General features: G+C 71.8%; 25 protein-coding genes. 24 read left to right on the forward strand and 1 reads right to left on the reverse strand.

What is annotated here, in order from left to right:
• Positions 1 to 10 precede the first annotated feature (10 nt).
• The 24 genes from argS (at position 11) to AC1DUE_RS13805 (ending at position 23,982) form a co-directional block, all read left to right on the forward strand.
• Positions 11 to 1,690, forward strand: coding sequence for an arginine--tRNA ligase (gene argS / locus AC1DUE_RS13690; RefSeq protein ID WP_477039983.1), 1,680 nt, complete (start codon positions 11 to 13; stop codon positions 1,688 to 1,690).
• Entirely contained in the window at positions 1,687 to 3,030 is a 1,344-nt protein-coding gene (gene lysA, locus AC1DUE_RS13695; RefSeq protein WP_477039984.1) for a diaminopimelate decarboxylase, read from the forward strand. The genes argS and lysA overlap by 4 nt, the downstream gene beginning before the upstream one ends.
• Positions 3,031 to 3,141: 111 nt before the next feature.
• A complete protein-coding gene (locus AC1DUE_RS13700) occupies positions 3,142 to 4,449 on the forward strand; it encodes a homoserine dehydrogenase (RefSeq protein ID WP_477039985.1) in 1,308 nt (435 codons plus the stop codon).
• Positions 4,449 to 5,519 (forward strand): threonine synthase, encoded by a 1,071-nt coding sequence (thrC, locus tag AC1DUE_RS13705; protein ID WP_477039986.1) that lies wholly within the window; start codon positions 4,449 to 4,451, stop codon positions 5,517 to 5,519. Before AC1DUE_RS13700 ends, thrC begins: the two co-directional genes overlap by 1 nt.
• 4 nt (positions 5,520 to 5,523) lie before the next feature.
• Positions 5,524 to 6,480, forward strand: a complete 957-nt coding sequence (thrB, locus tag AC1DUE_RS13710; RefSeq protein WP_477039987.1) for a homoserine kinase — start codon at positions 5,524 to 5,526, stop codon at positions 6,478 to 6,480.
• A gap of 372 nt (positions 6,481 to 6,852) precedes the next feature.
• Positions 6,853 to 8,730, forward strand: a complete 1,878-nt coding sequence (gene rho, locus AC1DUE_RS13715; RefSeq protein WP_477040017.1) for a transcription termination factor Rho — start codon at positions 6,853 to 6,855, stop codon at positions 8,728 to 8,730.
• Between the two features lie 139 nt (positions 8,731 to 8,869).
• Entirely contained in the window at positions 8,870 to 9,724 is an 855-nt protein-coding gene (locus AC1DUE_RS13720; RefSeq protein WP_477039988.1) for a PPK2 family polyphosphate kinase, read from the forward strand.
• Between the two features lie 217 nt (positions 9,725 to 9,941).
• Complete coding sequence (rpmE, locus tag AC1DUE_RS13725) at positions 9,942 to 10,157, forward strand: 50S ribosomal protein L31 (RefSeq protein ID WP_028051036.1); 216 nt, start codon at positions 9,942 to 9,944, stop codon at positions 10,155 to 10,157.
• A gap of 113 nt (positions 10,158 to 10,270) precedes the next feature.
• Positions 10,271 to 11,359 carry a peptide chain release factor 1 gene (prfA, locus tag AC1DUE_RS13730; RefSeq protein WP_477039989.1) on the forward strand — a complete coding sequence of 363 codons (1,089 nt, stop codon included), beginning with the start codon at positions 10,271 to 10,273 and terminating at the stop codon, positions 11,357 to 11,359.
• Positions 11,360 to 11,370: 11 nt separating this feature from the next.
• Positions 11,371 to 12,246, forward strand: a complete 876-nt coding sequence (gene prmC, locus AC1DUE_RS13735; RefSeq protein ID WP_477040018.1) for a peptide chain release factor N(5)-glutamine methyltransferase — start codon at positions 11,371 to 11,373, stop codon at positions 12,244 to 12,246.
• Positions 12,243 to 12,893, forward strand: a complete 651-nt coding sequence (locus AC1DUE_RS13740) for an L-threonylcarbamoyladenylate synthase (protein WP_477039990.1) — start codon at positions 12,243 to 12,245, stop codon at positions 12,891 to 12,893. Before prmC ends, AC1DUE_RS13740 begins: the two co-directional genes overlap by 4 nt.
• Positions 12,890 to 14,011: a glycosyltransferase family 4 protein gene (locus tag AC1DUE_RS13745; RefSeq protein WP_477039991.1), complete on the forward strand. Its 1,122-nt coding sequence runs from the start codon at positions 12,890 to 12,892 to the stop codon at positions 14,009 to 14,011. The genes AC1DUE_RS13740 and AC1DUE_RS13745 overlap by 4 nt, the downstream gene beginning before the upstream one ends.
• A gap of 2 nt (positions 14,012 to 14,013) precedes the next feature.
• The gene (locus tag AC1DUE_RS13750; protein ID WP_477039992.1) at positions 14,014 to 14,514 is read left to right on the forward strand and encodes a hypothetical protein; all 501 of its coding nucleotides are present in this window, start codon (positions 14,014 to 14,016) and stop codon (positions 14,512 to 14,514) included.
• A 240-nt stretch (positions 14,515 to 14,754) separates the two neighbouring features.
• Positions 14,755 to 15,423 carry a F0F1 ATP synthase subunit A gene (atpB, locus tag AC1DUE_RS13755; RefSeq protein WP_477040019.1) on the forward strand — a complete coding sequence of 223 codons (669 nt, stop codon included), beginning with the start codon at positions 14,755 to 14,757 and terminating at the stop codon, positions 15,421 to 15,423.
• A gap of 89 nt (positions 15,424 to 15,512) precedes the next feature.
• Complete coding sequence (atpE, locus tag AC1DUE_RS13760) at positions 15,513 to 15,722, forward strand: ATP synthase F0 subunit C (protein ID WP_370504580.1); 210 nt, start codon at positions 15,513 to 15,515, stop codon at positions 15,720 to 15,722.
• Positions 15,722 to 16,306 (forward strand): F0F1 ATP synthase subunit B, encoded by a 585-nt coding sequence (locus AC1DUE_RS13765; RefSeq protein ID WP_477040020.1) that lies wholly within the window; start codon positions 15,722 to 15,724, stop codon positions 16,304 to 16,306. Before atpE ends, AC1DUE_RS13765 begins: the two co-directional genes overlap by 1 nt.
• Complete coding sequence (locus AC1DUE_RS13770) at positions 16,306 to 17,118, forward strand: F0F1 ATP synthase subunit delta (protein WP_477039993.1); 813 nt, start codon at positions 16,306 to 16,308, stop codon at positions 17,116 to 17,118. The genes AC1DUE_RS13765 and AC1DUE_RS13770 overlap by 1 nt, the downstream gene beginning before the upstream one ends.
• 81 nt (positions 17,119 to 17,199) lie before the next feature.
• Positions 17,200 to 18,828, forward strand: a complete 1,629-nt coding sequence (gene atpA, locus AC1DUE_RS13775; protein WP_477039994.1) for a F0F1 ATP synthase subunit alpha — start codon at positions 17,200 to 17,202, stop codon at positions 18,826 to 18,828.
• A gap of 2 nt (positions 18,829 to 18,830) precedes the next feature.
• Positions 18,831 to 19,724 carry a F0F1 ATP synthase subunit gamma gene (locus AC1DUE_RS13780; protein WP_477039995.1) on the forward strand — a complete coding sequence of 298 codons (894 nt, stop codon included), beginning with the start codon at positions 18,831 to 18,833 and terminating at the stop codon, positions 19,722 to 19,724.
• A gap of 33 nt (positions 19,725 to 19,757) precedes the next feature.
• Positions 19,758 to 21,245 (forward strand): F0F1 ATP synthase subunit beta, encoded by a 1,488-nt coding sequence (gene atpD / locus AC1DUE_RS13785; RefSeq protein ID WP_477039996.1) that lies wholly within the window; start codon positions 19,758 to 19,760, stop codon positions 21,243 to 21,245.
• Between the two features lie 41 nt (positions 21,246 to 21,286).
• Entirely contained in the window at positions 21,287 to 21,511 is a 225-nt protein-coding gene (locus tag AC1DUE_RS13790; protein ID WP_477039997.1) for a F0F1 ATP synthase subunit delta/epsilon, read from the forward strand.
• 13 nt (positions 21,512 to 21,524) lie between these two features.
• Positions 21,525 to 21,941 (forward strand): DUF2550 family protein, encoded by a 417-nt coding sequence (locus tag AC1DUE_RS13795; RefSeq protein ID WP_477039998.1) that lies wholly within the window; start codon positions 21,525 to 21,527, stop codon positions 21,939 to 21,941.
• 21 nt (positions 21,942 to 21,962) lie between these two features.
• Complete coding sequence (gene nucS, locus AC1DUE_RS13800) at positions 21,963 to 22,658, forward strand: endonuclease NucS (protein ID WP_477039999.1); 696 nt, start codon at positions 21,963 to 21,965, stop codon at positions 22,656 to 22,658.
• 145 nt (positions 22,659 to 22,803) lie between these two features.
• Positions 22,804 to 23,982 carry an N-acetylglucosamine-6-phosphate deacetylase gene (locus AC1DUE_RS13805; RefSeq protein ID WP_477040000.1) on the forward strand — a complete coding sequence of 393 codons (1,179 nt, stop codon included), beginning with the start codon at positions 22,804 to 22,806 and terminating at the stop codon, positions 23,980 to 23,982.
• On the opposite strand, the gene AC1DUE_RS13810 is transcribed toward AC1DUE_RS13805, so the two are convergent.
• Complete coding sequence (locus AC1DUE_RS13810) at positions 23,977 to 24,978, reverse strand: LacI family DNA-binding transcriptional regulator (protein ID WP_477040001.1); 1,002 nt, start codon at positions 24,976 to 24,978, stop codon at positions 23,977 to 23,979. The two genes, AC1DUE_RS13805 and AC1DUE_RS13810, sit on opposite strands and share 6 nt — an antisense overlap.
• Positions 24,979 to 24,997 lie beyond the last annotated feature (19 nt).

The following is a 24,997-nucleotide window of genomic DNA, read 5'->3' on the forward strand; positions in this document are numbered from 1 at the left end:
CCTGGCTCCCGTGACTCCCGCTCAGCTCTCCGAGGCCCTCCGGGCCGCCCTCGTGCACGCCGTCGACGACGGAACGTTCGCCCTCGACCCGGCCGCGATTCCCGCGACCGTGCACCTGGAGCGACCGCGGCAGCGCGAGCACGGCGACTGGGCCACCAACGTGGCGATGCAGCTGGCCAAGAAGGCCGGCAGCAACCCGCGCGCGTTCGCGGAGGAGCTCGCCCGTCGGCTGGAGTCCACGGAGGGCGTCGCGTCCGTCGAGGTCGCCGGCCCCGGCTTCCTGAACATCCGGCTCGACGCCGCGTCCGCCGGTGAGCTCGCCCGCTCGATCGTCGAGCAGGGCACCGAGTACGGGCAGAACGAGACGCTGGCCGGCGTCTCGCTGAACCTCGAGTTCGTCTCGGCCAACCCGACCGGTCCGCTGCACATCGGCGGTGTGCGCTGGGCGGCCGTCGGCGACAGCCTCGCCCGCGTCCTGCAGGCGTCCGGCGCGACCGTCGCCCGCGAGTACTACTTCAACGACCACGGCGCGCAGATCGACCGCTTCTCGCGGTCGCTGCTGGCGCGCGCTCTGGGCGAGCCGGCCCCCGAGGACGGCTACGGCGGCGAGTACATCAGCGAGATCGCCGAGCAGGTCGTCGCGGACGCGCTCGCGGCCGGTGAGCCCGACCCGCGCACGCTGCCGACCGCCGAGGCGAACGAGGCGTTCCGCGCCCGCGGCGTCGACCTGATGTTCGCGGAGATCCAGAAGTCGCTCGAGGACTTCGGTGTGCACTTCGACGTCTACTTCCACGAGGACTCGCTGCACAGGTCCGGTGCCGTCGACCGCGCCGTGGCGCGGCTGCGCGAGCAGGGCCACATCTTCGAGGCGGACGGTGCGGTCTGGCTGCGCACGACGACCTTCGGCGACGACCGGGACCGCGTGATCATCCGGTCCAACGGCGAGGCGGCCTACATCGCGGGCGACATCGCGTACTACCTGGACAAGCGGGAGCGCGGGTTCGACCGCGTGGTCATCATGCTCGGCGCCGACCACCACGGGTACATCGGCCGCATGATGGCCGTCTGCGCGGCGTTCGGCGACGAGCCGGGCGTCAACCTCGAGATCCTCATCGGGCAGCTGGTGAACCTGGTCAAGGACGGCGCGCCGGTCCGGATGAGCAAGCGCGCCGGGACCGTCGTGACGATCGACGACCTGGTCGACGCCGTCGGCGTGGACGCCGCCCGGTACGCCCTCGCGCGCTCGTCGGCGGACTCCAGCATCGACCTGGACCTCGACCTGCTCGCGAGCGCCAAGAACGAGAACCCCGTGTTCTACGTCCAGTACGCGCACGCGCGCTCGGCGTCGGTCGACCGCAACGCCGAGGCCACCGGGGTTCGTCGCGAGGACGGGTTCGACGCCTCCCTGCTCGACCACGAGAGCGACTCGGTGCTGCTCGGCTCCCTTGCCGAGTTCCCGCGGATCGTCGCCCAGGCGGCCGAGCTGCGGGCCCCGCACCGGGTCGCGCGCTACCTGGAGGACCTCGCCGGCGACTACCACACCTGGTACGGGCAGGTCCGGGTCGCGCCGTTCGGCGACGAGGTCGTCGGCGACGTGCACCGCACCCGCCTGTGGCTCAACGACGCCACGCGTCAGGTCCTGGCCAACGGGCTCGCGCTGCTGGGGGTTTCCGCCCCGGAGCGCATGTGACCGGCGAGCCCTGGTCGACCGGGTTCTCCCGGTCCGCCGCCGGCGTCGTGTCGGTCGGCGGGGTGTCCGTCCAGGCGCTCGCCGACGGCTTCGGGACGCCGGCGTACGTCGTCGACGAGGCCGACCTGCGCGCGCGTGCCCGCGGGTACCGGCGTGCGTTCGAGACCGCGTTCGCCGAGATCGGCGCGGGCGTCGACGTCTACTACGCGGGCAAGGCGTTCCTCTCCGTCGCGGTCGCGCGGTGGGTCCACGAGGAGGGTCTGCGCGTCGACACCGCCACGGGCGGCGAGCTCGCGATCGCCCTGCGCGCCGGCATCCCCGGCGCGGACATCGGCCTGCACGGCAACAACAAGTCCGACGACGAGATCGCGCGCGCCCTGTCCGCGGGCGTCGGCCGGCTCATCGTCGACTCGCTCGTGGAGATCGACCGCGTGGCCGACGCGGCGTCGGTGGAGCACCCGGCGCCCGTGATGGTCCGCGTGACCACCGGCGTGCACGCGGGCGGCCACGAGTACATCTCGACCGCGCACGAGGACCAGAAGTTCGGACTGTCGATCCACGCGCCATCCGGGGACAGCCCCGCGATGCAGGGGCTGCTCAAGGTGCTCTCCCGCCCGGAGCTCACGCTGCTCGGCGTCCACTCGCACATCGGCTCGCAGATCCTCGACCCGTCCGGCTTCGAGGTCGCGGCCCGGGCGGTGCTCACCCTGCGCGCGCAGCTCGCCGAGCGCACCGGCGTGCTCGTCGACGAGATCGACCTCGGCGGCGGCTACGGCATCGCCTACCTGCCGGGGGAGGTGTCGCTCGACCCCGACCGCATCGCCAAGGACATCGCCTCCTCGGTCGCCGCGAGCGCGCACGACCCGGGCACGCCGCTGCCGCGGTTCTCCATCGAGCCCGGTCGCGCGATCGTCGGACCCGCGGGCCTGACCCTCTACACGGTCGGCACGGTCAAGCCCGTCCTCATCGACGACGGCTCCGTCCGTACCTACGTCTCGATCGACGGCGGCATGAGCGACAACATCCGCCCGGCCCTCTACGGCGCCCAGTACCACGCGGAGATCGTCGGGCGCTCGTCGCAGGAGCCGACGGTCCTCGCCCGCGTCGTCGGCAAGCACTGCGAGTCCGGCGACATCGTGGTGCACGAGGTCCAGCTGCCCGGCGACGTCCGTGCGGGCGACCTGCTCGCGGTCGCGGCGACCGGGGCCTACGGGCGCTCGATGGCCTCCAACTACAACCAGGTCCCGCGCCCGCCGGTGATCGCGGTGTCGGGCGGCGCCAGCCGCGTGCTCGTCCGTCGCGAGACCGAGGACGACCTGCTCGCGCTCGACCAGGGCTGACCGGACCGCCACCGGGCCAGGTTCTCCACCCGTTGGCCACCGACCGGCCGGGCTGACGCCTGCCCCTATCCTGGGGTCGCCGTCGCCCACCCATCGACCGGAGGCCGTCCCGTGTCCTCGTCCGTCCCCGCGCACCAGCCCCTGCGCGTCGCCGTCCTGGGCTGCGGCGTCGTCGGTACGGAAGTGGTGCGGCTGCTGACGACGCAGGCGGACGACCTGGCAGCGCGGGTCGGCACCCGCCTCGAGCTGGTCGGGGTCGCGGTCCGCAACCTCGAGGTCGAGCGCGACGCGGTCGTCGACACCGCGCTGCTGACCACCGACGCCGAGGGGCTCGTCGAGAAGGCGGACGTCGTCGTCGAGCTCATGGGTGGCATCGAGCCGGCCCGCTCCCTGCTGCTGCGGGCGATCGCCTCGGGCGCGTCCGTGGTCACCGCCAACAAGGCGCTCCTCGCCCAGGACGGTCCGACCCTCTACGCCGCGGCCGACGAGGCCGGTGTCGACCTCTACTTCGAGGCGGCCGTCGCCGGCGCCATCCCGATCGTTCGCCCGGTGCGGGAGTCGCTGGCCGGAGACACCGTCAAGCGCGTGCTCGGCATCGTGAACGGCACCACCAACTACGTGCTCGACAAGATGGCCTCCGAGGGCCTCGACTTCGAGCAGGCCGTCAAGCAGGCCCAGGCGCTGGGGTACGCCGAGGCCGACCCGACCGCGGACGTCGAGGGTTTCGACGCAGCCGCCAAGGCCGCGATCCTCGCGTCGCTCGCGTTCCACACGCGGGTGTCGCTGGACGACGTCGACCGGCAGGGGATCACGAGCATCACCGCCGACGACGTCCTGTGGGCCGAGCGGACCGGGTACGTCATCAAGCTGCTGGCGATCGCCGAGCGCGGAGTCGGCGGCGTCCAGGTGCGCGTGCACCCGGCCCTGGTCCCGTCGCAGCACCCGCTCGCGGGCGTCCGCGGCGCGTACAACGCGGTCTTCGTCGAGGCCGAGGCCGCCGGTGAGCTCATGTTCTACGGTCGCGGCGCCGGCGGGCAGCCGACCGCGTCGGCCGTGCTCGGCGACGTCGTCTCGGTCGCCCGGCACCGCGTGCTCGGCGGCCGCGGGCCGGTCGAGTCGTGGTACGCGGAGCTGCCGGTGCTCCCCGCCGACCAAGCCCGCACGCGCTACCAGCTGCGTCTGGACGTGTCGGACCGCCCGGGCGTCCTCGCCCAGGTCGCGGCGGCCCTCGCCGACCACCAGGTCTCGATCGAGACGGTGCGGCAGTCCCCGCTCAACGAGGTGGACACCGACGTCGCGCACCTCGTCATCACCACGCACGCGGCCCCCGACCATGCCCAGCGCGCCACGCTCGAGGCCATCGAGCGTCTCGACGTCGTCCAGCGCGTCGTCTCCGTCCTCCGAGTCGAAGGATCCTGATGGCCCACCAGTGGCGCGGCGTGATCGCCGAGTACGCCGAACGCCTGCCCGCGCACGTCCAGACGCACGTCGTCAGCCTCGGCGAGGGCGGCACGCCGCTCGTCTTCTCGCCCACGCTCTCGCAGGCGACCGGCGCCGAGGTGCACATCAAGGTCGAGGGCATGAACCCGACCGGGTCGTTCAAGGACCGCGGCATGACGACCGCGATGTCCGCGGCCGCGGCCCGGGGCGCCAAGGCCGTCGTGTGCGCCTCGACCGGCAACACGAGCGCGTCGGCGGCCGCCTACGCCACGCGCGCCGGCATGGTCTGCGCCGTGCTCGTCCCGGACGGCAAGATCGCGATGGGCAAGCTCAGCCAGGCCGTCGCGCACGGGGCGACCCTCCTGCAGGTCGACGGCAACTTCGACGACTGCCTGGTCGCCGCGCGCAAGCTCGCCGAGGCGTATCCCGTCGAGCTGGTGAACTCGGTGAACCCCGACCGGATCGAGGGCCAGAAGACGGCGGCGTTCGAGATCGTCGACGCCCTCGGCGACGCCCCCGACATCCACGTCCTGCCGGTCGGCAACGCCGGCAACATCACCGCCTACTGGAAGGGCTACCGCGAGTACGCGGAGTCGGGTCCGGCCACGCGGACGCCGATCATGTGGGGCTTCCAGGCCGACGGCGCCGCCCCGATCGTCCGCGGCTACCCGATCGACCAGCCCGAGACGATCGCCACGGCCATCCGGATCGGCAACCCCGCGTCCTGGCAGCAGGCCGAGGAGGCGCGCGACGTCTCCGGCGGGCTCATCGAGGCCGTCACCGACGAGCAGATCCTCGCCGCCCACCGCATCCTGTCGGCCGAGGTCGGCATCTTCGTCGAGCCGGCCTCCGCGTCCGGCGTCGCGGGGCTGCTGGCCCTCTCCGCCGAGGGCCGCGTCCCGGCCGGCGCCCAGATCGTCATCACGGTCACCGGGCACGGGCTGAAGGACCCGCAGTGGGCCCTGCGCACCGCCGACGGCGGCGAGGTAGTGCCCGTGCGCGTGACGTCGGACGTGGTGTCCATCGCCACGGCCCTGAGCCTGGACTGAGAGCGTGCGTCTGGGGGCGGACCACGTCCGCGTGCGCGTCCCGGCCACGAGCGCCAACCTCGGGCCGGGCTTCGACGCGCTCGGCCTCGCCCTCGACCTCGCCGACGAGCTCGAGGTGCACGCGCTCGGCTCGCCGGGCGTGCGCGTCGAGGTCACGGGGGAGGGCGCGGGACAGGTTCCCGACGACGAGCAGCACCTCGTGGTCAGCTCGCTGCGGGCCGCCCTCGACCACGTCGGCGCACCGCAGACCGGCCTGCACCTCGTCTGCCACAACCGCATCCCGCACGGCCGTGGGCTGGGTTCGTCGGCCGCCGCCGTCGTCGCGGGCATCGTCGCCGCGCGCGGCCTGATCGCCGAGCCCGAGGCCCTCTCCGACGACGTCGTGATCGACCTCGCGGCGAGCATCGAGGGCCACCCCGACAACGCCGCTCCCGCGGTGCTCGGCGGCGCGACGCTGGCGTGGACGGACGCGACGGGCTTCCGCGCGATCGGGCTGAGCGTGCACCCGTCGGTCGTGCCGATCGCCGTCGTCCCGCCGACCCACCTGTCGACGAAGGCCGCCCGCGGCGTGCTCCCGGCCACGATCCCGCACGCCGACGGAGCGTTCCAGGCCGGGCGCGCGGCCCTGCTGGTCGAGGCGCTGGGCCGCCGGCCCGAGCTGCTGCTGACCGCCACCGAGGACCGCCTCCACCAGGAGTACCGCCGCTCGGTCATGCGCGACTCGCTCGCGCTCGTCGACCTCCTGCGCTCGCGCGGGGTGGCGGCGGTGGTCTCGGGCGCGGGCCCGACGGTCCTCGTCCTCGCCCGCAGCACCGGTCTCGACGACGGCCTCGTGCAGACCGACGCGGACGAGGCGATCGCGGCCGCGTTCGGCGGTGCGATGGGCGGCTGGAAGGTGCTGCCGCTCGCCGTCGACCGGGCCGGAGCGACCGTCGAGCTCGTCTCCCCGTCCAGCAGATGAACCCACCGGGTGAAGTACGCCGGAGTAGGTCAGTCGTCAAGGTGGAGCAGCCGACAGTGGTAGCATCGATGCGTTCCCCGGACCTCGTCCTCAGGTAACCCGCGTCGTTCTTGACCGGGTGCCGAAGAAGAGTCGACGACCCGGGAACGATCCAGCCCATCGCGCGCAGACGTCGTCGTACGCAGCGTGTGCGGCTCCACCACCGTCTTGGTCATCACGACCGGACGTCGGCCGATCCCCGAACCAACGGGTCCCGGCCACCGACGAGGGGAAGGGTCCTTCGTGACAGACATCATCGAACCCGCCGTGAGCACGTCCGGCGGGTCCGCCCGCGGCGCCATCTCGGCGCTCCGCCTGCCCGAGCTGCAGGCGATGGCGTCCGAGCTGGGCGTCAAGGGCACCTCCAAGATGCGCAAGGGCGACCTCGTCCAGGCCATCTCGGACGCACGCGGGGGCTCGCGCCCCCAGGCACTGGAGCCGCGCCGCTCGGAGAGCAGCGCGAGCACGGTCGTCGCCGAGCCGCCCGCCCGGGCCGCTCGCGCGCCGCGCACCAAGGCCGCGCAGCTCGAGCTCGACGTCCCGGTGCAGACCGAGCGTGCCCCGCGCAACGACGCGCCGAAGGGTGACGCGCTGGCCGGCCTCGAGGCCGCGCTGGACGCCAAGCTCGCGCCGGTCGACGACCGGGCGGCCCGCGCGGCCGACGCCGTCGGCACCGTCACGGGGGAGCGCCGTTCGCGCCGCTCGGGCCGTGGCGCCGGTGCCCCGCAGGGCGGCGAGGACGCCGCTGCGCAGGGCGGCCAGCCGCAGCAGGACCGCCAGCAGTCCAACGGCCAGCAGAACGGCCAGCCGCAGCAGGAGCGTCAGCAGGGCGCCCAGCAGAACCGTCAGCAGGGCGGCACGCAGCAGGGGGCCCAGCAGGGCACGCAGCCGCGTCGCGAGTTCCAGGACGGCGAGGACGGCGAGGAGCGCGGCGGTCGTCGTCGGCGCTCGCGCGACCGGTACCGCGACCGCGACCGTGACCGCAAGGGCCGCGGCACGCGCCGTCCGGGCCCGGGCGAGCTCGCCGGTCTCGACGACATCGAGGTCAGCGACGACGACGTCCTGCTTCCCGTCGCCGGCATCCTCGACCTGATGGACAGCTACGCGTTCGTGCGCACGACGGGCTACCTGCCCAGCGCCGCGGACGTGTACGTCTCGCTCAACCAGGTCAAGCGCTACGGCCTGCGCCGCGGCGACGCCGTCACCGGCGCGATCCGACAGCCCCGCGAGGGCGAGCAGCAGCAGCCGCCGCAGGGCAACCGGCCCAGCAAGTTCAACGCGCTGGTCCGCCTCGACTCGATCAACGGCGCCGAGCCGGACGCGGCCAAGAACCGCCCCGAGTTCAGCAAGCTGACGCCGCTCTACCCGCAGGAGCGCCTGCGCCTGGAGACCGAGCAGACGAAGCTCTCCGCCCGCGTGATCGACATCGTCGCGCCCATCGGCAAGGGCCAGCGCGGCCTCATCGTCGCGCCCCCCAAGGCGGGCAAGACGATCATCATGCAGCAGATCGCCAACGCGATCACGACCAACAACCCCGAGGTCCACCTCATGGTCGTGCTCGTCGACGAGCGCCCCGAAGAGGTCACGGACATGGAGCGCACGGTCAAGGGCGAGGTCATCGCCTCGACCTTCGACCGCCCCGCCTCCGACCACACGATCGTCGCCGAGCTCGCCATCGAGCGCGCGAAGCGGCTGGTCGAGCTGGGCCAGGACGTCGTGGTGCTCCTCGACTCGCTGACGCGTCTGTCGCGGGCCTACAACCTGGCCGCCCCGGCGTCCGGGCGCATCCTGTCCGGTGGTGTCGACGCCTCGGCGCTCTACCCGCCCAAGCGCTTCTTCGGTGCCGCGCGCAACATCGAGAACGGTGGCTCGCTCACGATCCTCGCCTCGGCGCTCGTCGAGACCGGCTCCAAGATGGACGAGGTCATCTTCGAGGAGTTCAAGGGCACCGGGAACATGGAGCTCCGGCTCTCCCGCGGCCTCGCCGACAAGCGCATCTTCCCGGCGGTGGACGTCAACGCGTCCGGCACGCGCCGCGAGGAGATCCTCATGGCGAACGACGAGCTGAAGATCATCTACAAGCTGCGTCGCGTGATGGGCGCCCTCGACCAGACCCAGGCCATCGAGCTGCTGATCGGCAAGCTGCGCGAGACCAAGTCGAACGTCGAGTTCCTCCTTCAGGTCCAGAAGACCACCCCCGGCGGCGAGTAGCACCTCGCCCGCCGACGAAGGCCCCCCGCGCCCCGTGGGGCGCGCGGGGCCTTCGTGCGTCCGGGCGGTCACGGACGGCGGGGGCGTCGACAGGCCGCTAGCGTGCAGAGGTCGCACCGTCGCGTACCTGGAGGCATCGATGGCGAAGTCGTGGACCACACCGCCCGAGGAGGCCCTGCGGGTGGTGCCGGGCTTCGACCTGGCGACCGCGGACCTGGCGGCGACGCCCGGCTGGGAGCACGGCGAGTCGGCGGCGCTCAAGCGGCTCGACTCGGACGGCGAGCACCTCAGCGACGCGCAGGAGCGGCTGTTCGCGCACGGTCGCGCCGGCGGCACCCGCTCGGTCCTGCTGGTCCTGCAGGGCATGGACACCGCGGGCAAGGGCGGGATCGTCCGGCACGTCCTCGGCCTCGTCGACCCGCAGGGTGTCCAGCTGAAGTCGTTCGGCGTCCCGACGGACAAGGAGCGCAAGCAGCACTACCTCCAGCGGATCCGCGAGGCGCTGCCGGCGGGCGGCCGCATCGGCGTGTTCGACCGGTCGCACTACGAGGACGTGCTGGTGGTCCGCGTGAACGAGCTGGTCCCGCCGGAGGTCTGGGAGCCGCGGTACGACGAGATCAACGCCTTCGAGCGCGAGGTCACCGAGGCCGGCACCGTCATCGTCAAGGTCGCGCTCCTGGTCTCGCCGGCCGAGCAGAAGGCGCGCCTGCGCGAGCGGCTGGAGCGCCCCGACAAGTACTGGAAGTACAACCCCGGCGACGTCGACGAGCGCGCCAAGTGGCCGCTCTACCAGGAGGCCTACCAGGCGGTCCTCGACCGCACGAGCACCGACGTCGCGCCCTGGTACGCGGTCCCCGCGGACAACAAGTGGTACGCCCGGCTGGCGGTCGGGCGCCTGCTGCGCAACGCCGTCGAGGGCCTGCACCTCGGATGGCCGCGCGCCGAGTTCGACATCGAGGCCGAGAAGGCCCGCCTGGACGCCCAACAGTTCTGACGGCCCCACGGGCCACCTCCCCCTGCCAACCCCGGCGACGGACCCCGGGCGGCGACCCCGCCCCGCGGCTCGGCGAGTGATCAGCGTCATGTCCCGCTGCTGTCGGGATGATTTCCGGGTGGTCCGCTGTTCTGGCACAATGCTCTGTTGGTCTGCGGTTCACCTGCGCGCGATCGCGTGCGGGACCCGGAGACACCCCAGCGAGGAGATTTGACTGATGAAGGCTGACATCCACCCTGAGTACGTGACCACCGAGGTCACCTGTACCTGCGGCAACACGTTCACCACGAAGTCCACGGTGACCAGCGGCAAGATCCACGCCGACGTGTGCAACGCCTGCCACCCGTTCTACACGGGCAAGCAGAAGATCCTCGACACCGGCGGCCGTGTGGCCCGGTTCGAGGCGCGCTACGGCAAGAAGGCCGCCAACTAGCAACCCCGCAGCGCCGGTGCCCGGCGCGGACGACTGCCCTCCATGGCAGTGTTCGCGCGGGCACCGGCGCTGCGTCGTTGTCGGAGAACCATCAGCCAGAGGACACCAGCACCATGAGCGAGGCATTCGCCGCCGCCGAGCCGCTGCTCGCCGAGCACGCGCAGATCGAGGCGCAGCTGGCGGACCCCGCCGTCCACGCCGACGCCGCGAACGCGCGCAAGCTGGGCCGCCGGTACGCCGAGCTGGGTCAGGTCGCGCAGGCGTACACCGCGTGGAAGGCCGCGAGCGACGACGCCGAGGCCGCCCGCGAGCTGGCGGAGGTCGACGAGGGCTTCGCCGCCGAGCTCCCCGGGCTGGAGCAGGCCGCGACGGCCGCCGCCGCTCGTCTGCGCGAGGTCCTCATCCCGCGCGATCCCGACGACGCCCGCGACGTGATCCTCGAGGTCAAGGCGGGGGAGGGCGGCGAGGAGTCGGCGCTGTTCGCCGCCGACCTGCTGCGGATGTACCAGCGGTACGCCGAGAAGATGGGCTGGGCGACGCAGCTGCTCGGCGCCACGGACTCGGACCTCGGCGGCTACAAGGACGCGCAGCTCGCCATCAAGTCCCGCGGGACGCCTCTGCCGGAGGACGGCGTCTGGGCGCACCTGAAGTACGAGGGCGGCGTCCACCGCGTCCAGCGCGTGCCAGTGACGGAGAGCCAGGGCCGCATCCACACGTCGGCCGCCGGCGTGCTCGTGTTCCCCGAGGTGGAGGACGAGGCCGAGGTCGAGATCGACCCGAACGACCTGCGCATCGACGTGTACCGGTCTTCCGGCCCGGGCGGGCAGTCGGTCAACACCACCGACTCGGCGGTCCGCATCACGCACCTGCCGACCGGCATCGTCGTCTCGATGCAGAACGAGAAGTCGCAGCTGCAGAACCGCGAGCAGGGCATGCGCGTGCTGCGCGCCCGCATCCTGGCCGCCCGCCAGGAGGAGGCCGCGGCCGCCGCGAGCGAGGCTCGTCGGAGCCAGGTCCGCACGGTCGACCGCTCGGAGCGCATCCGCACGTACAACTTCCCGGAGAACCGGATCGCCGACCACCGCACCGGGTACAAGGCGTACAACCTCGATGCCGTCCTCGGCGGCGACCTCGCCCCCGTGGTGCAGTCGGCGATCGACGCCGACGAGGCAGCGCGTCTGGCGGCGGCGGGGGACGCGTGAGCACGCCGTCCATGCGTGACCTCGTCGAGGGCGCGACCCGCCTTCTCGACGAGGCGGGCGTCCCGTCCCCCCGCCACGACGCCACCGCGCTGGCCGCGCACGTCCTCGGCATCGAACGCCTCGAGCTCGTCGTCGCGCCACCCGTCCCGGACGGTTTCGCCCAGACGTACGCCGGCCTGGTCGAGCGCCGTCGGCAGCGCGAGCCCCTGCAGCACCTGGTCGGCTCGACGGGCTTCCGCTACCTGACCCTCGGTGTCGAGCCCGGCGTCTTCGTACCGCGCCCGGAGACCGAGGTCGTGGCGCAGGTCGCGATCGACGACGCCGCGCGCCTGGCGGCCCCGCTCGTCGTCGACCTCTGCTGCGGCGCGGGCGGCATCGCCATCTCGGTCGCGACGGAGGTGCCGGGCGCGACCGTCGTCGCGGTCGACCTCTCGCCCGAGGCCGTCGCCCTGACCAGGAAGAACGCTGTCCGCAACGGCGCGACGAACCTGACGGTCGTGCATGGCGACGTCGCCGACCCGACGCTGCTGCGGAGCCTGGACGGAACCGTCGACGTCCTCGTCGCCAATCCGCCGTACATCCCGCCCGACGCCGAGCCGGTGGAGCCCGAGGTCCGCGACCACGACCCCGACCTCGCGCTCTACGGCGGCGGGCTGGACGGCCTCGAGGTCCCGCGAGCGGTCCTGCGGGCCGCCGCCCGGCTGCTCAGGACCGGCGGTCTGCTCGTCATGGAGCACGCCGAGGTCCAGGACGCGGCGGCCCGCGCGGACGCGCTTGCCACGGGCGCGTTCGAGCAGATCGAGTCGCGCGACGACCTCACGGGACGCCCCCGGATGCTGGTCGCGCGCCGGAACTCTCACCCTCTCGTGACAGACTCGGCGCCGTGAACCAGCGCATCACGTCGGCGAGCGACCCCGCGACCTGGGGGCCCGCGATCGACGAGGCGGTCAACGTGGTCTCGCGCGGCGGCCTGATCGTCCTGCCCACCGACACGGTCTACGGGATCGGTGCCGACGCCTTCACGCCGCCCGCGGTGCAGGCGCTCCTGGACGCCAAGGGCCGTGGCCGGCACATGCCGCCGCCGGTCCTCATCGCGGACGTGGCCACGCTCGACGGCCTCGCGATCAATGTGCCCGTGGGCGCGCGCGCCCTGGCGACGCAGTTCTGGCCGGGCGGGCTCACGCTCATCGTGCACGCGCAGCCGTCGCTCGCCTGGGACCTCGGCGAGACGCACGGCACGGTCGCGCTGCGCGTGCCGGACCACCCCACGGCGCTCGCGCTGCTCAGGCGGACGGGCCCGCTGGCCGTCTCCAGCGCGAACACGACGGGCAACCCGGCCGCCGTCAGCGCCGAGGGCGCGTACGAGCAGCTCGGCGACGCGGTGTCGGTCTACCTCGACGCCGGCGACGCGCCCGGCCAGGTGGCCTCGACCATCGTCGACGCGACGGGGGAGACGCTGCGCCTCGTCCGCGCGGGCGCGATCAGCCTCGAGCAGCTGCGGGAGATCGCGGACGTGGAGGAGCCCGCTTCGTGAGGGTCTACCTGCTCGTCATGTTCATCGCGGCCACGGTCGCCTACCTGACCACGCCCCTGGCCCGCTGGTTCGCGCTCCGCTGGGGCGCCATCACCGCGGTCCGCGAGAGGGACGTGCACGCGATCCCGACGCCGCGGCTGGGCGGCATGGCGATGTTCGCGGGCATCCTCGTCGCAGTCGTCATGGCCAGCCGGCTGCCGTTCCTGGAGAGCGTGTACGCCAACCCGCGGCCGCTCATCGGCATCGTTGGCGGCGCGGCCATGGTCTGCGCGCTCGGGGTGGCCGACGACATCTGGGACCTGGACTGGCTCACCAAGCTCATGGGTCAGGTGCTCGCCGCCGGATTCCTGGTGTGGCAGGGCGTGCTGATCTACCAGCTCCCGATGGGCGGGCAGCAGCTCGTCGGGTCGCAGGCGATGTGGACGTTCCTCACGGTCCTGACGGTCGTCATCGCCATGAACGCGGTGAACTTCGTCGACGGACTCGACGGGCTGGCCGCCGGGGTGCTGGCGATCGGGGGGACGGCGTTCTTCCTGTACGCGTACCTGCTGACGCGCGACGTCAACTCCGGCACCACCTACGCCAACGCCAGCCTGGCAGCCCTGGTCCTCATCGTGCTGGTGGGTGCCTGCGTCGGCTTCCTCCCGCACAACCTCTACCCGGCGCGCATCTTCATGGGTGACTCGGGCGCGATGCTGCTCGGCTTCGTGTTCTCGGCGGCCGCGATCGTGGTGACCGGGCAGACCGAGCAGGTGCTCGTGCGGCAGCGGTTCCCCGCGTTCCTGCCCATGGTCCTGCCGTTCGCGGTGCTGCTGCTCCCGCTGCTCGACATGGGGCTCGCGATCGTCCGCCGCGTCGGCAAGGGCAAGTCACCGTTCCACCCCGACCGCATGCACCTGCACCACCGGTTGCTCCAGCTCGGCCACTCGCACCGTCGCGCGGTGGCGATCATGTACGTCTGGACGGCCGTCTTCGCGTTCGGCGTCGCCGCCCTGTACCTGTGGTCGACGACGACCGTCCTGCTGCTGTTCGGCGGCGCCGTCGTCGTCGCCACGATCCTCACGCTCGGACCGCTGCGCGGCCGGGCGGCCACCCCGCACCTGGAGCCCACGCCGTGACCGTGCCCACGACACCCAGCCCGCCCGCGCTCCCTTCAGCCGCCGACCGGGTCTTCCGTCAGGCCCTGCGCGACATGTTCGTGCTCCTCGGCGTCCTCACCGTGGTCGGCGTGGTCGTCGGCTACCTCGTCGACGGGATGGCCGGCGTCTGGGGCGCGCTCATCGGGGTGCTGGTCGCGCTGATCTTCTCGGGCACCACCGTGATCTCGGTCTGGCGCACCTCGCGCTCCAACCCCACGACGATGCTCGCGGTGCTCATGGGGGCCTGGCTGGGCAAGATCATCGTGGTCATCGTCGTGCTCGCCTCGATCCGCCACCTGGACTTCTACAACCCCCAGGTGCTGGCGGTCGTCCTCATGGTCGGGGTCATCGGCTCGGCGATCCTGGACGCCCGCGCGGTGCAGCGCGGACGCATCACCTACTTCGACGAGCAGCCCGCCCAGACGGGCGTCCAGAAGCCCTCCGGCGGCCCCGGCCCGGGTCCGGACCAAGCAACTTCATAGGTTAGGCTTCACCCCATCCACGACGGCCCGGCGCCGTGCCTGTGCCCGCACTGATGCGGCCGGCGCGGAGCACACGACCACCAGGAGACCGCCCTGTCCAGCCTTGCGACGATCCTGCCGCTTGCCGCGGATGACGGCAGCGGTGGCTTTCACCCGCCTTCGCTCGCTGACTTCTTCCCGCCGGCCATCTGGTTCGAGGGCACGCCGTTCGAGATCAACCGGATCATCCTGGTCCGCTTCATCGCCGTCATCGTGTTCCTGGTGATCTTCGTCATCGGGGCCCGTCGCGCGAAGCTCGTCCCGGGTCGCTTCCAGAGCGCGCTGGAGATGGGGCTCGACTTCTGCCGGACGCAGATCGCGTTCGAGATCCTCGGTGAGAAGGACGGCAAGAAGTACGTCCCGATGATCACGACGATCTTCTTCGCCGTCTTCTTCTTCAACATCACCGGCGTGATCCCGTTCCTCAACATCGCGGGGACCTCGGTGATCGGCCTGCCGATCATCTTCGCGCTGTGGGTCTACTTCATGTACCTGAGCCAGGGCGTCAAGAAGTTCGGCGTCGGCGGGTACCTCAAGCACAGCCTCTTCCCGCCCGGCGTCCCGTGGCCGATCTACTTCCTGCTGACGCCCGTCGAGTTCCTGCAGGTCTTCCTGCTGCGCCCGGCAACCCTCGTCATCCGGCTCCTGGCCAACATGATGGCCGGCCACCTCCTGCTCGCCCTGTGCTTCGCGGCGACCTCGTTCCTGTTCTTCGAGGCCTCCAACGGGCTCAAGCTGTTCGGCGCCGTGACCTTCGTCGCCGGGTTCGCGTTCTTCCTGCTCGAGGTCTTCGTCGCGCTGCTCCAGGCGTACGTGTTCTCGATCCTCACCGCCGTCTACCTGCAGATGTCGATCTCCGAAGAGCACTGATCGACGCACTCCCAGCGACGGGCTGATCCCGGACCGTCGCCCCGTAACGGACGCGCCGAGCGGCGCGCAGATGAAAGGAACCAGATCCAGTGGAAATCACCGGCCTCGCACTCGTCGGATACGGTCTGGCGGCCATCGGCCCCGGCATCGGCCTCGGCATCCTGTTCGGCAAGACGATCGAGGGCATGGCCCGCCAGCCTGAGATGTCCGGCCAGCTCCGTTCGACGATGTTCATCGGCCTGGCGTTCATCGAGATCCTGGCGCTCCTCGCGATCGCCACGCCCTTCTTCTTGAAGTGATCACCTCGACGCTCGTCGCTGCCGCGCAGAGCGTGGCGGAGACAACCGACACCGAGGAGCTGAACCCGCTCCTGCCCGAGACGTACGACATCGTCTGGTCGCTCGTCATCGTCGTCATCATCTTCCTCGTGTTCATGAAGTACGCGCTGCCGAAGTTCCAGGCGATCCTCGACGAGCGCGCGGAGAAGATCGAGGGCGGTCTGCAGCACGCCGAGGTCGCACAGGCCGAGGCGGCCGCGCTGCGCGCCGAGTACGAGCAGCAGCTCGCCGACGCACGCACCGAGGCAGCCCGCATCAAGGAGGCAGCTCGCGTCGAGGGTGGCGCGATCTCCGCCGAGATCAAGGCGAAGGCGACCGCGGACGCGGCACGCACGGTCGAGACGGCTCAGCGTCAGATCGAGGCGGAGCGCCAGCAGGCGGCCGTCTCGCTGCGCGCCGACGTCGGGGCGCTCGCCACCGAGCTCGCGTCCAAGATCGTCGGGGAGTCCCTCGAGGACACGGCCCGCCAGTCGCGCGTGGTCGACCGCTTCCTCGCGGACCTCGAGGCCTCTACTGCCGCTACCTCTGCGGCCAAGGAGAACTGATGCGCGGAACGAGTCTCGCTTCGCTCACGGCGGCACAGGAGCGGTTCGCGCCGGTCCTGACCGCCGCGGGCAAGCAGGCGGCCGAGCTCGGCGAGCAGCTGTTCGCCGTCGTCGACGCCCTGGACTCCTCGGGTTCGCTGCGGCGCACCCTGTCCGACCCCGCGCTGCCCGCGGACGCGAAGACGGGCCTGGTCCGCTCCGTCCTGGCGAGCTTGGACGAGCGTGTCGTCGCGGCGGTCTCCGACCTGGTGAGCGCGCGATGGACCTCCGAGGAGGACCTGGCCGACGCCGTCGAGCAGCTCGGCTTCGACGCCGTCCTGGCGTCCGCCGAGGCGAGCAACGAGCTCGAGCGGGTCGAGGACGAGCTGTTCCGCATCACGCGGTCGCTCGTCGGCCAGCGCGAGGTGCGCTCGGCTCTGTTCGACCCGCGGGGCACGCGCGAGAACCGCGTGAAGCTCGTCGACAACCTGCTCGAGGGCAAGGTGACCGACGCGACGCTGCAGGTGGCGCGGCGGGCGACCGCCTCGCCCCGCGGCAAGCGGTTCGTCGCCACGCTCGGCGACGTGGCCGAGCTGGCCGCAGAGCGTCGCCAGCGCCTCGTGGCCTCCGTGACCTCCGGCAGCGAGCTGTCGCAGGCGCAGATGGACCGACTCGGCTCGATCCTGCAGCAGGCCTACGGCCGTGACCTGCAGCTCAACGTGACCGTGGACCCCGAGATCCTCGGCGGCCTGCGCATCCAGGTGGGGGCGGACGTGGTCGACTCGACCGTGCTCGCGCGGCTCGCCGACGCACGACGACGACTTGCCAGCTGAGTATCGGCCCCAGGCCGGCCCATCGAACGACGTGAACGAACGTACGACCGCGCACCGCGTGGTCACGACAGGAGAAGAGCAATGGCTGAGCTGACGATCCGGCCGGACGAGATCCGGGCCGCGCTGGACAGCTTCGTGAAGTCCTACGAGCCGAGCGGCGTGGTGACCGAAGAGGTCGGCCGCGTGACGCTGACGGCCGACGGCATCGCGCAGGTCGAAGGTCTGCCCGGCGCGATGGCGAACGAGCTGCTCCGCTTCGAGGACGGCACGCTCGGCCTCGCGCTCAACCTCGACGTCCGCACGATCGGCGTCGTCGTCCTGGGTGAGTTCACGGGCATCGAGGAGGGCCAGGAGGTCCGCCGCACGGGCGAGGTCCTCTCGGTCCCCATCGGCGACGGCTACCTCGGCCGCGTCGTGGACCCGCTGGGCCAGCCGATCGACGGTCTGGGCGAGCTCGTGACCGAAGGTCGCCGCGCGCTCGAGCTGCAGGCCCCCGGCGTCATGCACCGCAAGAGCGTGCACGAGCCGCTGCAGACCGGCCTCAAGGCCATCGACGCGATGATCCCGATCGGCCGCGGCCAGCGCCAGCTCATCATCGGCGACCGCCAGACCGGCAAGACGGCGATCGCGATCGACACGATCATCAACCAGAAGGCCAACTGGGAGACGGGCGACGCGACCAAGCAGGTCCGCTGCATCTACGTCGCCATCGGTCAGAAGGGCTCCACCATCGCCGCCGTCCGCGGCGCCCTGGAGGAGGCCGGCGCCCTGGAGTACACGACGATCGTCGCGGCCCCGGCGTCCGACCCGGCCGGCTTCAAGTACCTCGCCCCGTACACCGGCTCGGCCATCGGCCAGCACTGGATGTACCAGGGCAAGCACGTCCTCATCGTGTTCGACGACCTGTCGAAGCAGGCCGAGGCGTACCGCGCCGTGTCGCTGCTGCTGCGCCGCCCGCCGGGCCGCGAGGCGTACCCGGGTGACGTCTTCTACCTGCACTCCCGTCTGCTCGAGCGTTGTGCCAAGCTCTCCGACGAGCTGGGTGCCGGCTCGATGACGGGTCTGCCGGTCATCGAGACCAAGGCCAACGACGTCTCGGCGTACATCCCGACCAACGTCATCTCGATCACCGACGGCCAGATCTTCCTGCAGTCGGACCTGTTCAACGCCGACCAGCGCCCCGCCGTCGACGTCGGCATCTCGGTGTCCCGCGTCGGTGGTGCCGCCCAGGTCAAGGCGATGAAGCAGGTCTCCGGCACGCTGAAGCTCGACCTGGCGCAGTTCCGCTCGCTCGAGGCGTTCGCCATGTTCGCCTCGGACCTCGACGCCGCGTCCCGTGCGCAGCTGACCCGTGGTGCGCGCCTGATGGAGCTGCTCAAGCAGGCCCAGTACTCGCCGTACCCGGTCGAGGACCAGGTCGCGTCGATCTGGGCCGGCACCAAGGGCAAGCTGGACGACGTCCCGCTGGCCGACGTGCGCCGGTTCGAGAGCGAGCTGCTCGACCACCTGCGTCGCAACACCGACGTCCTGGGCACCATCGCCTCGTCCGGCAAGCTGGACGACGCGACGGAGGAGGCCCTCGGCGCGGCGATCGACGAGTTCCGCAACGGCTTCCTCGTGGGTGACGGCTCCACGCTCGTCGGCTCGGTCGACGACGGCGCCGAGGTGGATGTCGAGCAGGAGCAGATCGTCCGGCAGAAGAAGGGCTGACCGTGGCAGGTCAGCAGCGCGTCTACCGGCAGCGGATCCGGTCGACACAGTCGCTGAAGAAGATCTTCCGCGCGATGGAGCTCATCGCTGCCTCGCGCATCGGGAAGGCACGCGCCCGAGTGACGGCCTCGACGCCGTACTCGCGCGCGCTGACCCGGGCGGTCTCGGCGGTGGCGACGCACTCCAACGTGTCGCACCCGCTGCTCACGGAGCGCACGGACACCAACCGCGTGGCGGTGCTCGTCGTGACCTCGGACCGCGGCATGGCCGGCGCCTACTCGGCGAGCGTCATCCGGGAGGCCGAGCGCCTCATCGGCCGGCTCACCGAGGCGGGCAAGGAGCCGGTCGTGTACGCGACCGGCCGCCGCGCCGTCTCGTACTACGCGTTCCGTAGCCGTGAGCTCGCGGGGCAGTGGACCGGCAACTCGGACGCTCCCTCGATCGACACCGCGGACGAGATCGCGGACGCCCTGCTGACGGCGTTCGGTGCGCCGGCAGACCAGGGCGGCGTCTCGGAGCTGCACGTCGTGTTCACGCACTTCAAGAACATGGTCACGCAGACCCCGCGCGTCATCCGGCTGCTGCCCCTCGAGGTCGTCGACGGCGTCGAGCCGGTCGGCGATCACGAGATCACGCCGCTGTACGAGTTCGAGCCGTCGCCGGAGGACGTCCTGGACGCCCTGCTGCCGCGGTACGTGCGCAGCCGCATCTACACCTGCCTGCTGCAGGCCGCGGCGTCCGAGCTGGCCGCGCGCCAGCGTGCGATGCACACCGCCACCGAGAACGCGGAGGACCTGGTGCGCATGTACACCCGGCTCGCCAACCAGGCCCGCCAGGCCGAGATCACGCAAGAGATCAGCGAGATCGTGTCGGGCGCCGACGCGCTCGCCGGCTGATCCCACGAAAACCCTTTCCAACCGGAGAAGAACATGACTGCCACCACCACCGAAGCTGCCGTCGAGCACGCCTCCGGTCCCGGCGTGGGCCGCGTCGCCCGGGTCATCGGCCCGGTCGTCGACATCGAGTTCCCGTCGGACCAGATCCCCGACATCTACAACGCGCTCAAGGTCACCATCGACCTCTCGGCGCAGGGCGAGGGCGAGGCCGAAGGCGGCGTCGAGATGACGCTCGAGGTCGCGCAGCACCTCGGTGACTCGCTCGTGCGCGCCATCGCGCTGAAGCCGACCGACGGCCTGGTCCGTGGCGCGCTCGTGCGCGACACCGGCGAGGCGATCAGCGTCCCGGTCGGCGACATCACCAAGGGTCACGTCTTCAACGTCATCGGCGAGGTGCTCAACCTCAAGGAGGGCGAGAAGTTCGAGGTCACGGAGCGCTGGCCCATCCACCGCACGCCCCCGGCCTTCGACCAGCTCGAGAGCAAGACGCAGATGTTCGAGACCGGCATCAAGGTCATCGACCTGCTCACGCCGTACGTGCTCGGCGGGAAGATCGGTCTGTTCGGTGGTGCGGGCGTCGGCAAGACGGTCCTCATCCAGGAGATGATCCAGCGCGTCGCGCTCAACCACGGTGGTGTGTCGGTGTTCGCCGGTGTCGGCGAGCGCACCCGTGAGGGCAACGACCTCATCGTCGAGATGGAGGAGGCCGGCGTCTTCGACAAGACGGCGCTCGTCTTCGGCCAGATGGACGAGCCGCCGGGCACGCGTCTGCGCGTCGCCCTGTCCGCGTTGACGATGGCGGAGTACTTCCGCGACGTGCAGAAGCAGGACGTGCTGCTCTTCATCGACAACATCTTCCGGTTCACGCAGGCCGGTTCCGAGGTCTCGACGCTGCTCGGCCGCATGCCGTCCGCCGTCGGCTACCAGCCGAACCTCGCCGACGAGATGGGCCTCCTGCAGGAGCGCATCACCTCGACGCGTGGCCACTCGATCACCTCGCTGCAGGCGATCTACGTGCCCGCCGACGACTACACCGACCCGGCCCCGGCCACGACGTTCGCGCACCTGGACGCCACGACCGAGCTCTCGCGTGAGATCGCCTCCCGCGGTCTGTACCCCGCCGTCGACCCGCTGACCTCCACCAGCCGGATCCTCGACCCGCGGTACGTCGGCCAGGCGCACTACGACGCCGCGACCCGCGTGAAGTCGATCCTGCAGCGCAACAAGGAGCTCCAGGACATCATCGCGATCCTCGGTGTCGACGAGCTGTCGGAGGAGGACAAGACGGTCGTGGCCCGTGCCCGCCGCATCCAGCAGTTCCTCTCGCAGAACACGTACATGGCCGAGAAGTTCACCGGTGTCGTCGGTTCGACGGTCCCGCTGAGCGAGACCGTCGAGGCCTTCGGCAAGATCGCCGACGGCGAGTTCGACCACATGGCCGAGCAGGCGTTCTTCAACATCGGCGGCCTCGAGGACCTCGAGCGCAACTGGGCCCGCATCCAGAAGGACTACGGCGTCTGAGACGCCCGCGGGGGGGGGGGGGGGGGGGGGGCGCGCCCCCGGTGTCGGCGAAGGCCGGCGAGGGCGAGATCGGCATCCTGGCCGGGCACGAGCCCGTGCTCTCCGTGCTGCAGCCCGGCGAGGTCCGGGTGTTCCCGGAGCGCGGTGCACAGCCCGAGCGCTGGCAGGTCGAGGGCGGGTTCCTCTCGTTCGACTCCAACCACCTGACGATCGTCGTCGACGACGCCGTGTCGGGCTCTCGCCCCGCGACGACCACGGCGCACTGAGGTCCAGTCCACGGTGAGCGGGGTGGTCGTCGCGCTGATGCTCGGGGCTGCTCTGCTCGCCGTGGTGACCGTTCTGCTCTGGTTGTCCCGGGTTCACACGCTGGACCGCCGCGTCGGCTCGTTCCACTGCTGGGTGTCGAAGACGCCCCAGGGACCGTGGACCACCGGCGTCGCGCAGTACGGGTCCGCCAAGCTCTACTTCTGGAGCCGCTGGTCGCTGGCGCCCCGGCCCCGCATCCGCTGGAACCGCGTCGGCCTGAGCGTCGTCGAGCGCCGCTGGCAGAACCCGGACGGCGCGTCCGGTGACCAGCTCGTCGTCGCGACCTGCCGGACCGACCACGACTTCTATCTCCTGCTGAGCGCCGAGGCCTACACCGGCCTGACGTCCTGGATCGAGGCGACGCCCTCGCGCGTCAACTCGGTCACCTAGTCCCTCCCGAAAGCGGATCCCGTGCGCCTCGTCGTCGCCTCCTGCTCGGCGCGCTACAGCGGTCGACTCAACGCCCACCTGCCCCTGGCCACGCGGCTCCTCGTCGTGAAGGCCGACGGCAGCGTGCTGCTGCACTCCGACGGCGGGTCGTACAAGCCGCTGAACTGGATGAGCCCGCCGTGCTCGCTCGCGGTGCTGGAGCCGTCCGAGGAGGCCGCCGCGCGTGGCGTGACCCAGGTCTGGACCGTGCAGCACCAGAAGTCCGACGACCGGCTCGAGATCGAGCTGCACGAGGTCCAGAGCGACTCCGCGCACGACCTCGGCGTGGATCCTGGCCTGGTGAAGGACGGCGTCGAGGCGCACCTGCAGGAGCTCCTCGCGGCGCAGATCATCCTGCTGGGCACCGGCCACACGCTGGTGCGGCGCGAGTACCCGACCGCGATCGGTCCGGTCGACATCCTGGCCAAGGACCCCGCCGGCGGCACCGTGGCCGTCGAGATCAAGCGCCGGGGCGACATCGACGGCGTCGAGCAGCTGACCCGCTATCTCGAGCTGCTCAACCGCGACCCCCACCTCGCCCCCGTCCGCGGTGTGTTCGCCGCCCAGGAGATCAAGCCGCAGGCGCGCGTGCTCGCCACCGACCGCGGCATCGGCTGTCTGGTGCTGGACTACGACGCCATGAAGGGCGTCGACGACAGCGGCTCGCGCCTGTTCTAGGGGCATGCCCGCGCACCGCGAGATCGTGCGTCTGCCTCGAGATCGTGGGTTCCGACGCACGATCTCGAGGCAGACGCACGACCTCGGCGCCGTCGTGGTGTCGACCGCGCCAGTTCGAGGGTGTTGCGTGAGCGAGGATGGTCCCGTGAGCGAGCCCCTCGTCCTGCGCGGACGCCTGGTGACCCCCCGAGGCATCGTCGACGACGGAGCGGTCGTGGTCGACGACGCGACGATCGTCTGGGTCGGCCCGTCCGACGGGCTGCCGCCGGCGTGGTCGCTGCCGGACCCGACGGGCGACACGCTCCTGCCGGGCCTGGTCGACCTGCACTGCCACGGTGGTGGCGGTGCGAGCTTCCCGGACGCGGTAGACGCAGCCGACGCGCAGACCGCGGTCGACGAGCACCGGCGGCACGGGACGACGAGCCTGGTCGCGTCGCTGGTCACGGCCCCGCGCGACGTCCTGCTCGAGCGAACCGCGCTGCTGGCGGACCTCGCGGACGCGGGGGAGATCGTGGGCATCCACCTCGAGGGGCCGTTCTTGTCGGCGGACCGGTGCGGCGCGCAGAACCCGGCCGACATGCTCGCCGGTTCCGCGGCGCTCACGACGGCGATCGCGCAGGCGGCCCGTGGCCACCTCGTCACCATGACGATCGCCCCGGAGGTGCGGGGCGTCGCCGACGAGGTCCTGCCGGCGCTCGTCGACGCGGGGGCGGTCCCGTCGATCGGCCACACGGACGCGTCCGCGGAGCAGGTGGAGGCGGCGGTGGACCGCGGCTTCGACCTGCTGGCCGCCACGAGCAACCGCCGGCTCACGGCGACGCACCTCTTCAACGGCATGCGGCCGCTGCACCACCGCGACCCCGGCCCGATCGCCGCGTGCCTGGCGGCCGCGGCGCGCGGCGAGCTGGTGGTCGAGCTGGTCGCGGACGGGACGCATCTGGCCGACGCCACGGTCCTGTCGGTGTTCGACCTGCTCGGCGCGGGGTCGATCGCGCTGGTCACGGACGCGATGGCTGCGGCCGGCATGCCGGACGGGTCCTACCAGCTCGGGCCGATGGAGGTCGTCGTCGACGGCGGGGTGGCCCGGCTGGCGAAGAGCGGCGCGATCGCCGGGGGCGTCGCACACCTGATCGACCTCGTCCGGAACGTCGTCGCGGCCGGCGTGCCGCTCGAGGACGCGGTGCTGTCGGCGGCGACCGTGCCGGCGGACGTGCTGGGTCGGCGCGACCTCGGCGCGCTGGCTGCGGGTCGACGGGCGGACGTCGTCGTGACAGACGACGACCTGCGGCCGCTGCGCGTGCTGCGCGGGGGAGCCTGGCTATAGCGCCGGGGCGGTCGTCTCGCGGACGGTGAGCTCGGGCGCGAGCAGGCGCGTCTCGGGCGTCTGACCCTCGTCGAGGCGGGCCATCACCATCTCGACGGCGACCGCGCCGATCCGGGCGGCCGGGATGTCGACGGCGGTGAGCTGCTGCGTCTGGCCGGTCGCGACGTCCCGCGGGCACACCGCGACGACGGACATGTCGCGCGGGACCTGGATGCCGCGCTCGCGCAGCCCGGCGAGGACCGCGGGCAGGGCGACCTCGTTGTGCACGACGAGCCCGGTGACGTCGGGGAGGCGGTCGAGCACGCGGTCGAGGGCGGCGTTGGCGCCGGCGTGCGACGACTCGCACGGCTCGAAGACGGCCTCGACGCCCAGGCGCTCGGTCTCCGCGCGGAAACCGCTGACCGTGCGCATCGCGTAGGTCGTGTGCCGGTCGAGCACGACCGGAGGGGACCCGATGAACGCGATGCGCCTGTGCCCGAGGCCGACGAGGTGGTCGACAGCGGTCCGCGTGACGGCCTCGAAGTCCAGGTCCACGCAGGACAGGCCGGCGGCGTCGCGGGGAAGTCCGATGAGGACGGCGGGCTGGCGCTGACGGCGCAGGATCGGCAGCCGGGGGTCCTCGGCCTCGACGTCCATCATGATCACGGCGTCGACCATGGAGCCGGCGGCGACGCGCTCGACCCCGGCGTGGTCGTCCTGGGTGAGCAGCAGGACGTCGTGCTCGAAGTCGCGGGCGCGGGTGACCACGCCGGTGACGAACTGCATGATGACGCCGACGTTGACGTCGACGCGCAGGGGCGCCATGAGGGCGAGCACGTTGGTGCGCTGCGAGGCGAGCGCCCGGGCGCCCGCGTGCGGCCGGTAGCCGAGCTCCTGGACCGCGCGCTCGATCCGCTCGCGCGTCGTCGCGGAGATGGGCCGCTTGCCGGACAGGGCGTAGGAGACCGTCGAGACCGACACCCCGGCTGCGCGCGCGACGTCGTCGATCGTGGTCACGGCGCTCCGCCTCCTTCGT

The organism is Cellulomonas sp. P4_A2, assembly GCF_056402515.1.

Coding starts and splice junctions, on each gene's coding strand:
- rho (WP_477040017.1), top strand. CDS start 6,853: ATGGCGTCCGAGCTGGGCGTCAAGGGCACCTCCAAGATGCGCAAGGGC.
- atpA (WP_477039994.1), top strand. CDS start 17,200: ATGGCTGAGCTGACGATCCGGCCGGACGAGATCCGGGCCGCGCTGGAC.
- thrC (WP_477039986.1), top strand. CDS start 4,449: ATGGCCCACCAGTGGCGCGGCGTGATCGCCGAGTACGCCGAACGCCTG.
- AC1DUE_RS13770 (WP_477039993.1), top strand. CDS start 16,306: ATGCGCGGAACGAGTCTCGCTTCGCTCACGGCGGCACAGGAGCGGTTC.
- atpD (WP_477039996.1), top strand. CDS start 19,758: ATGACTGCCACCACCACCGAAGCTGCCGTCGAGCACGCCTCCGGTCCC.
- AC1DUE_RS13720 (WP_477039988.1), top strand. CDS start 8,870: ATGGCGAAGTCGTGGACCACACCGCCCGAGGAGGCCCTGCGGGTGGTG.
- rpmE (WP_028051036.1), top strand. CDS start 9,942: ATGAAGGCTGACATCCACCCTGAGTACGTGACCACCGAGGTCACCTGT.
- prmC (WP_477040018.1), top strand. CDS start 11,371: ATGCGTGACCTCGTCGAGGGCGCGACCCGCCTTCTCGACGAGGCGGGC.
- prfA (WP_477039989.1), top strand. CDS start 10,271: ATGAGCGAGGCATTCGCCGCCGCCGAGCCGCTGCTCGCCGAGCACGCG.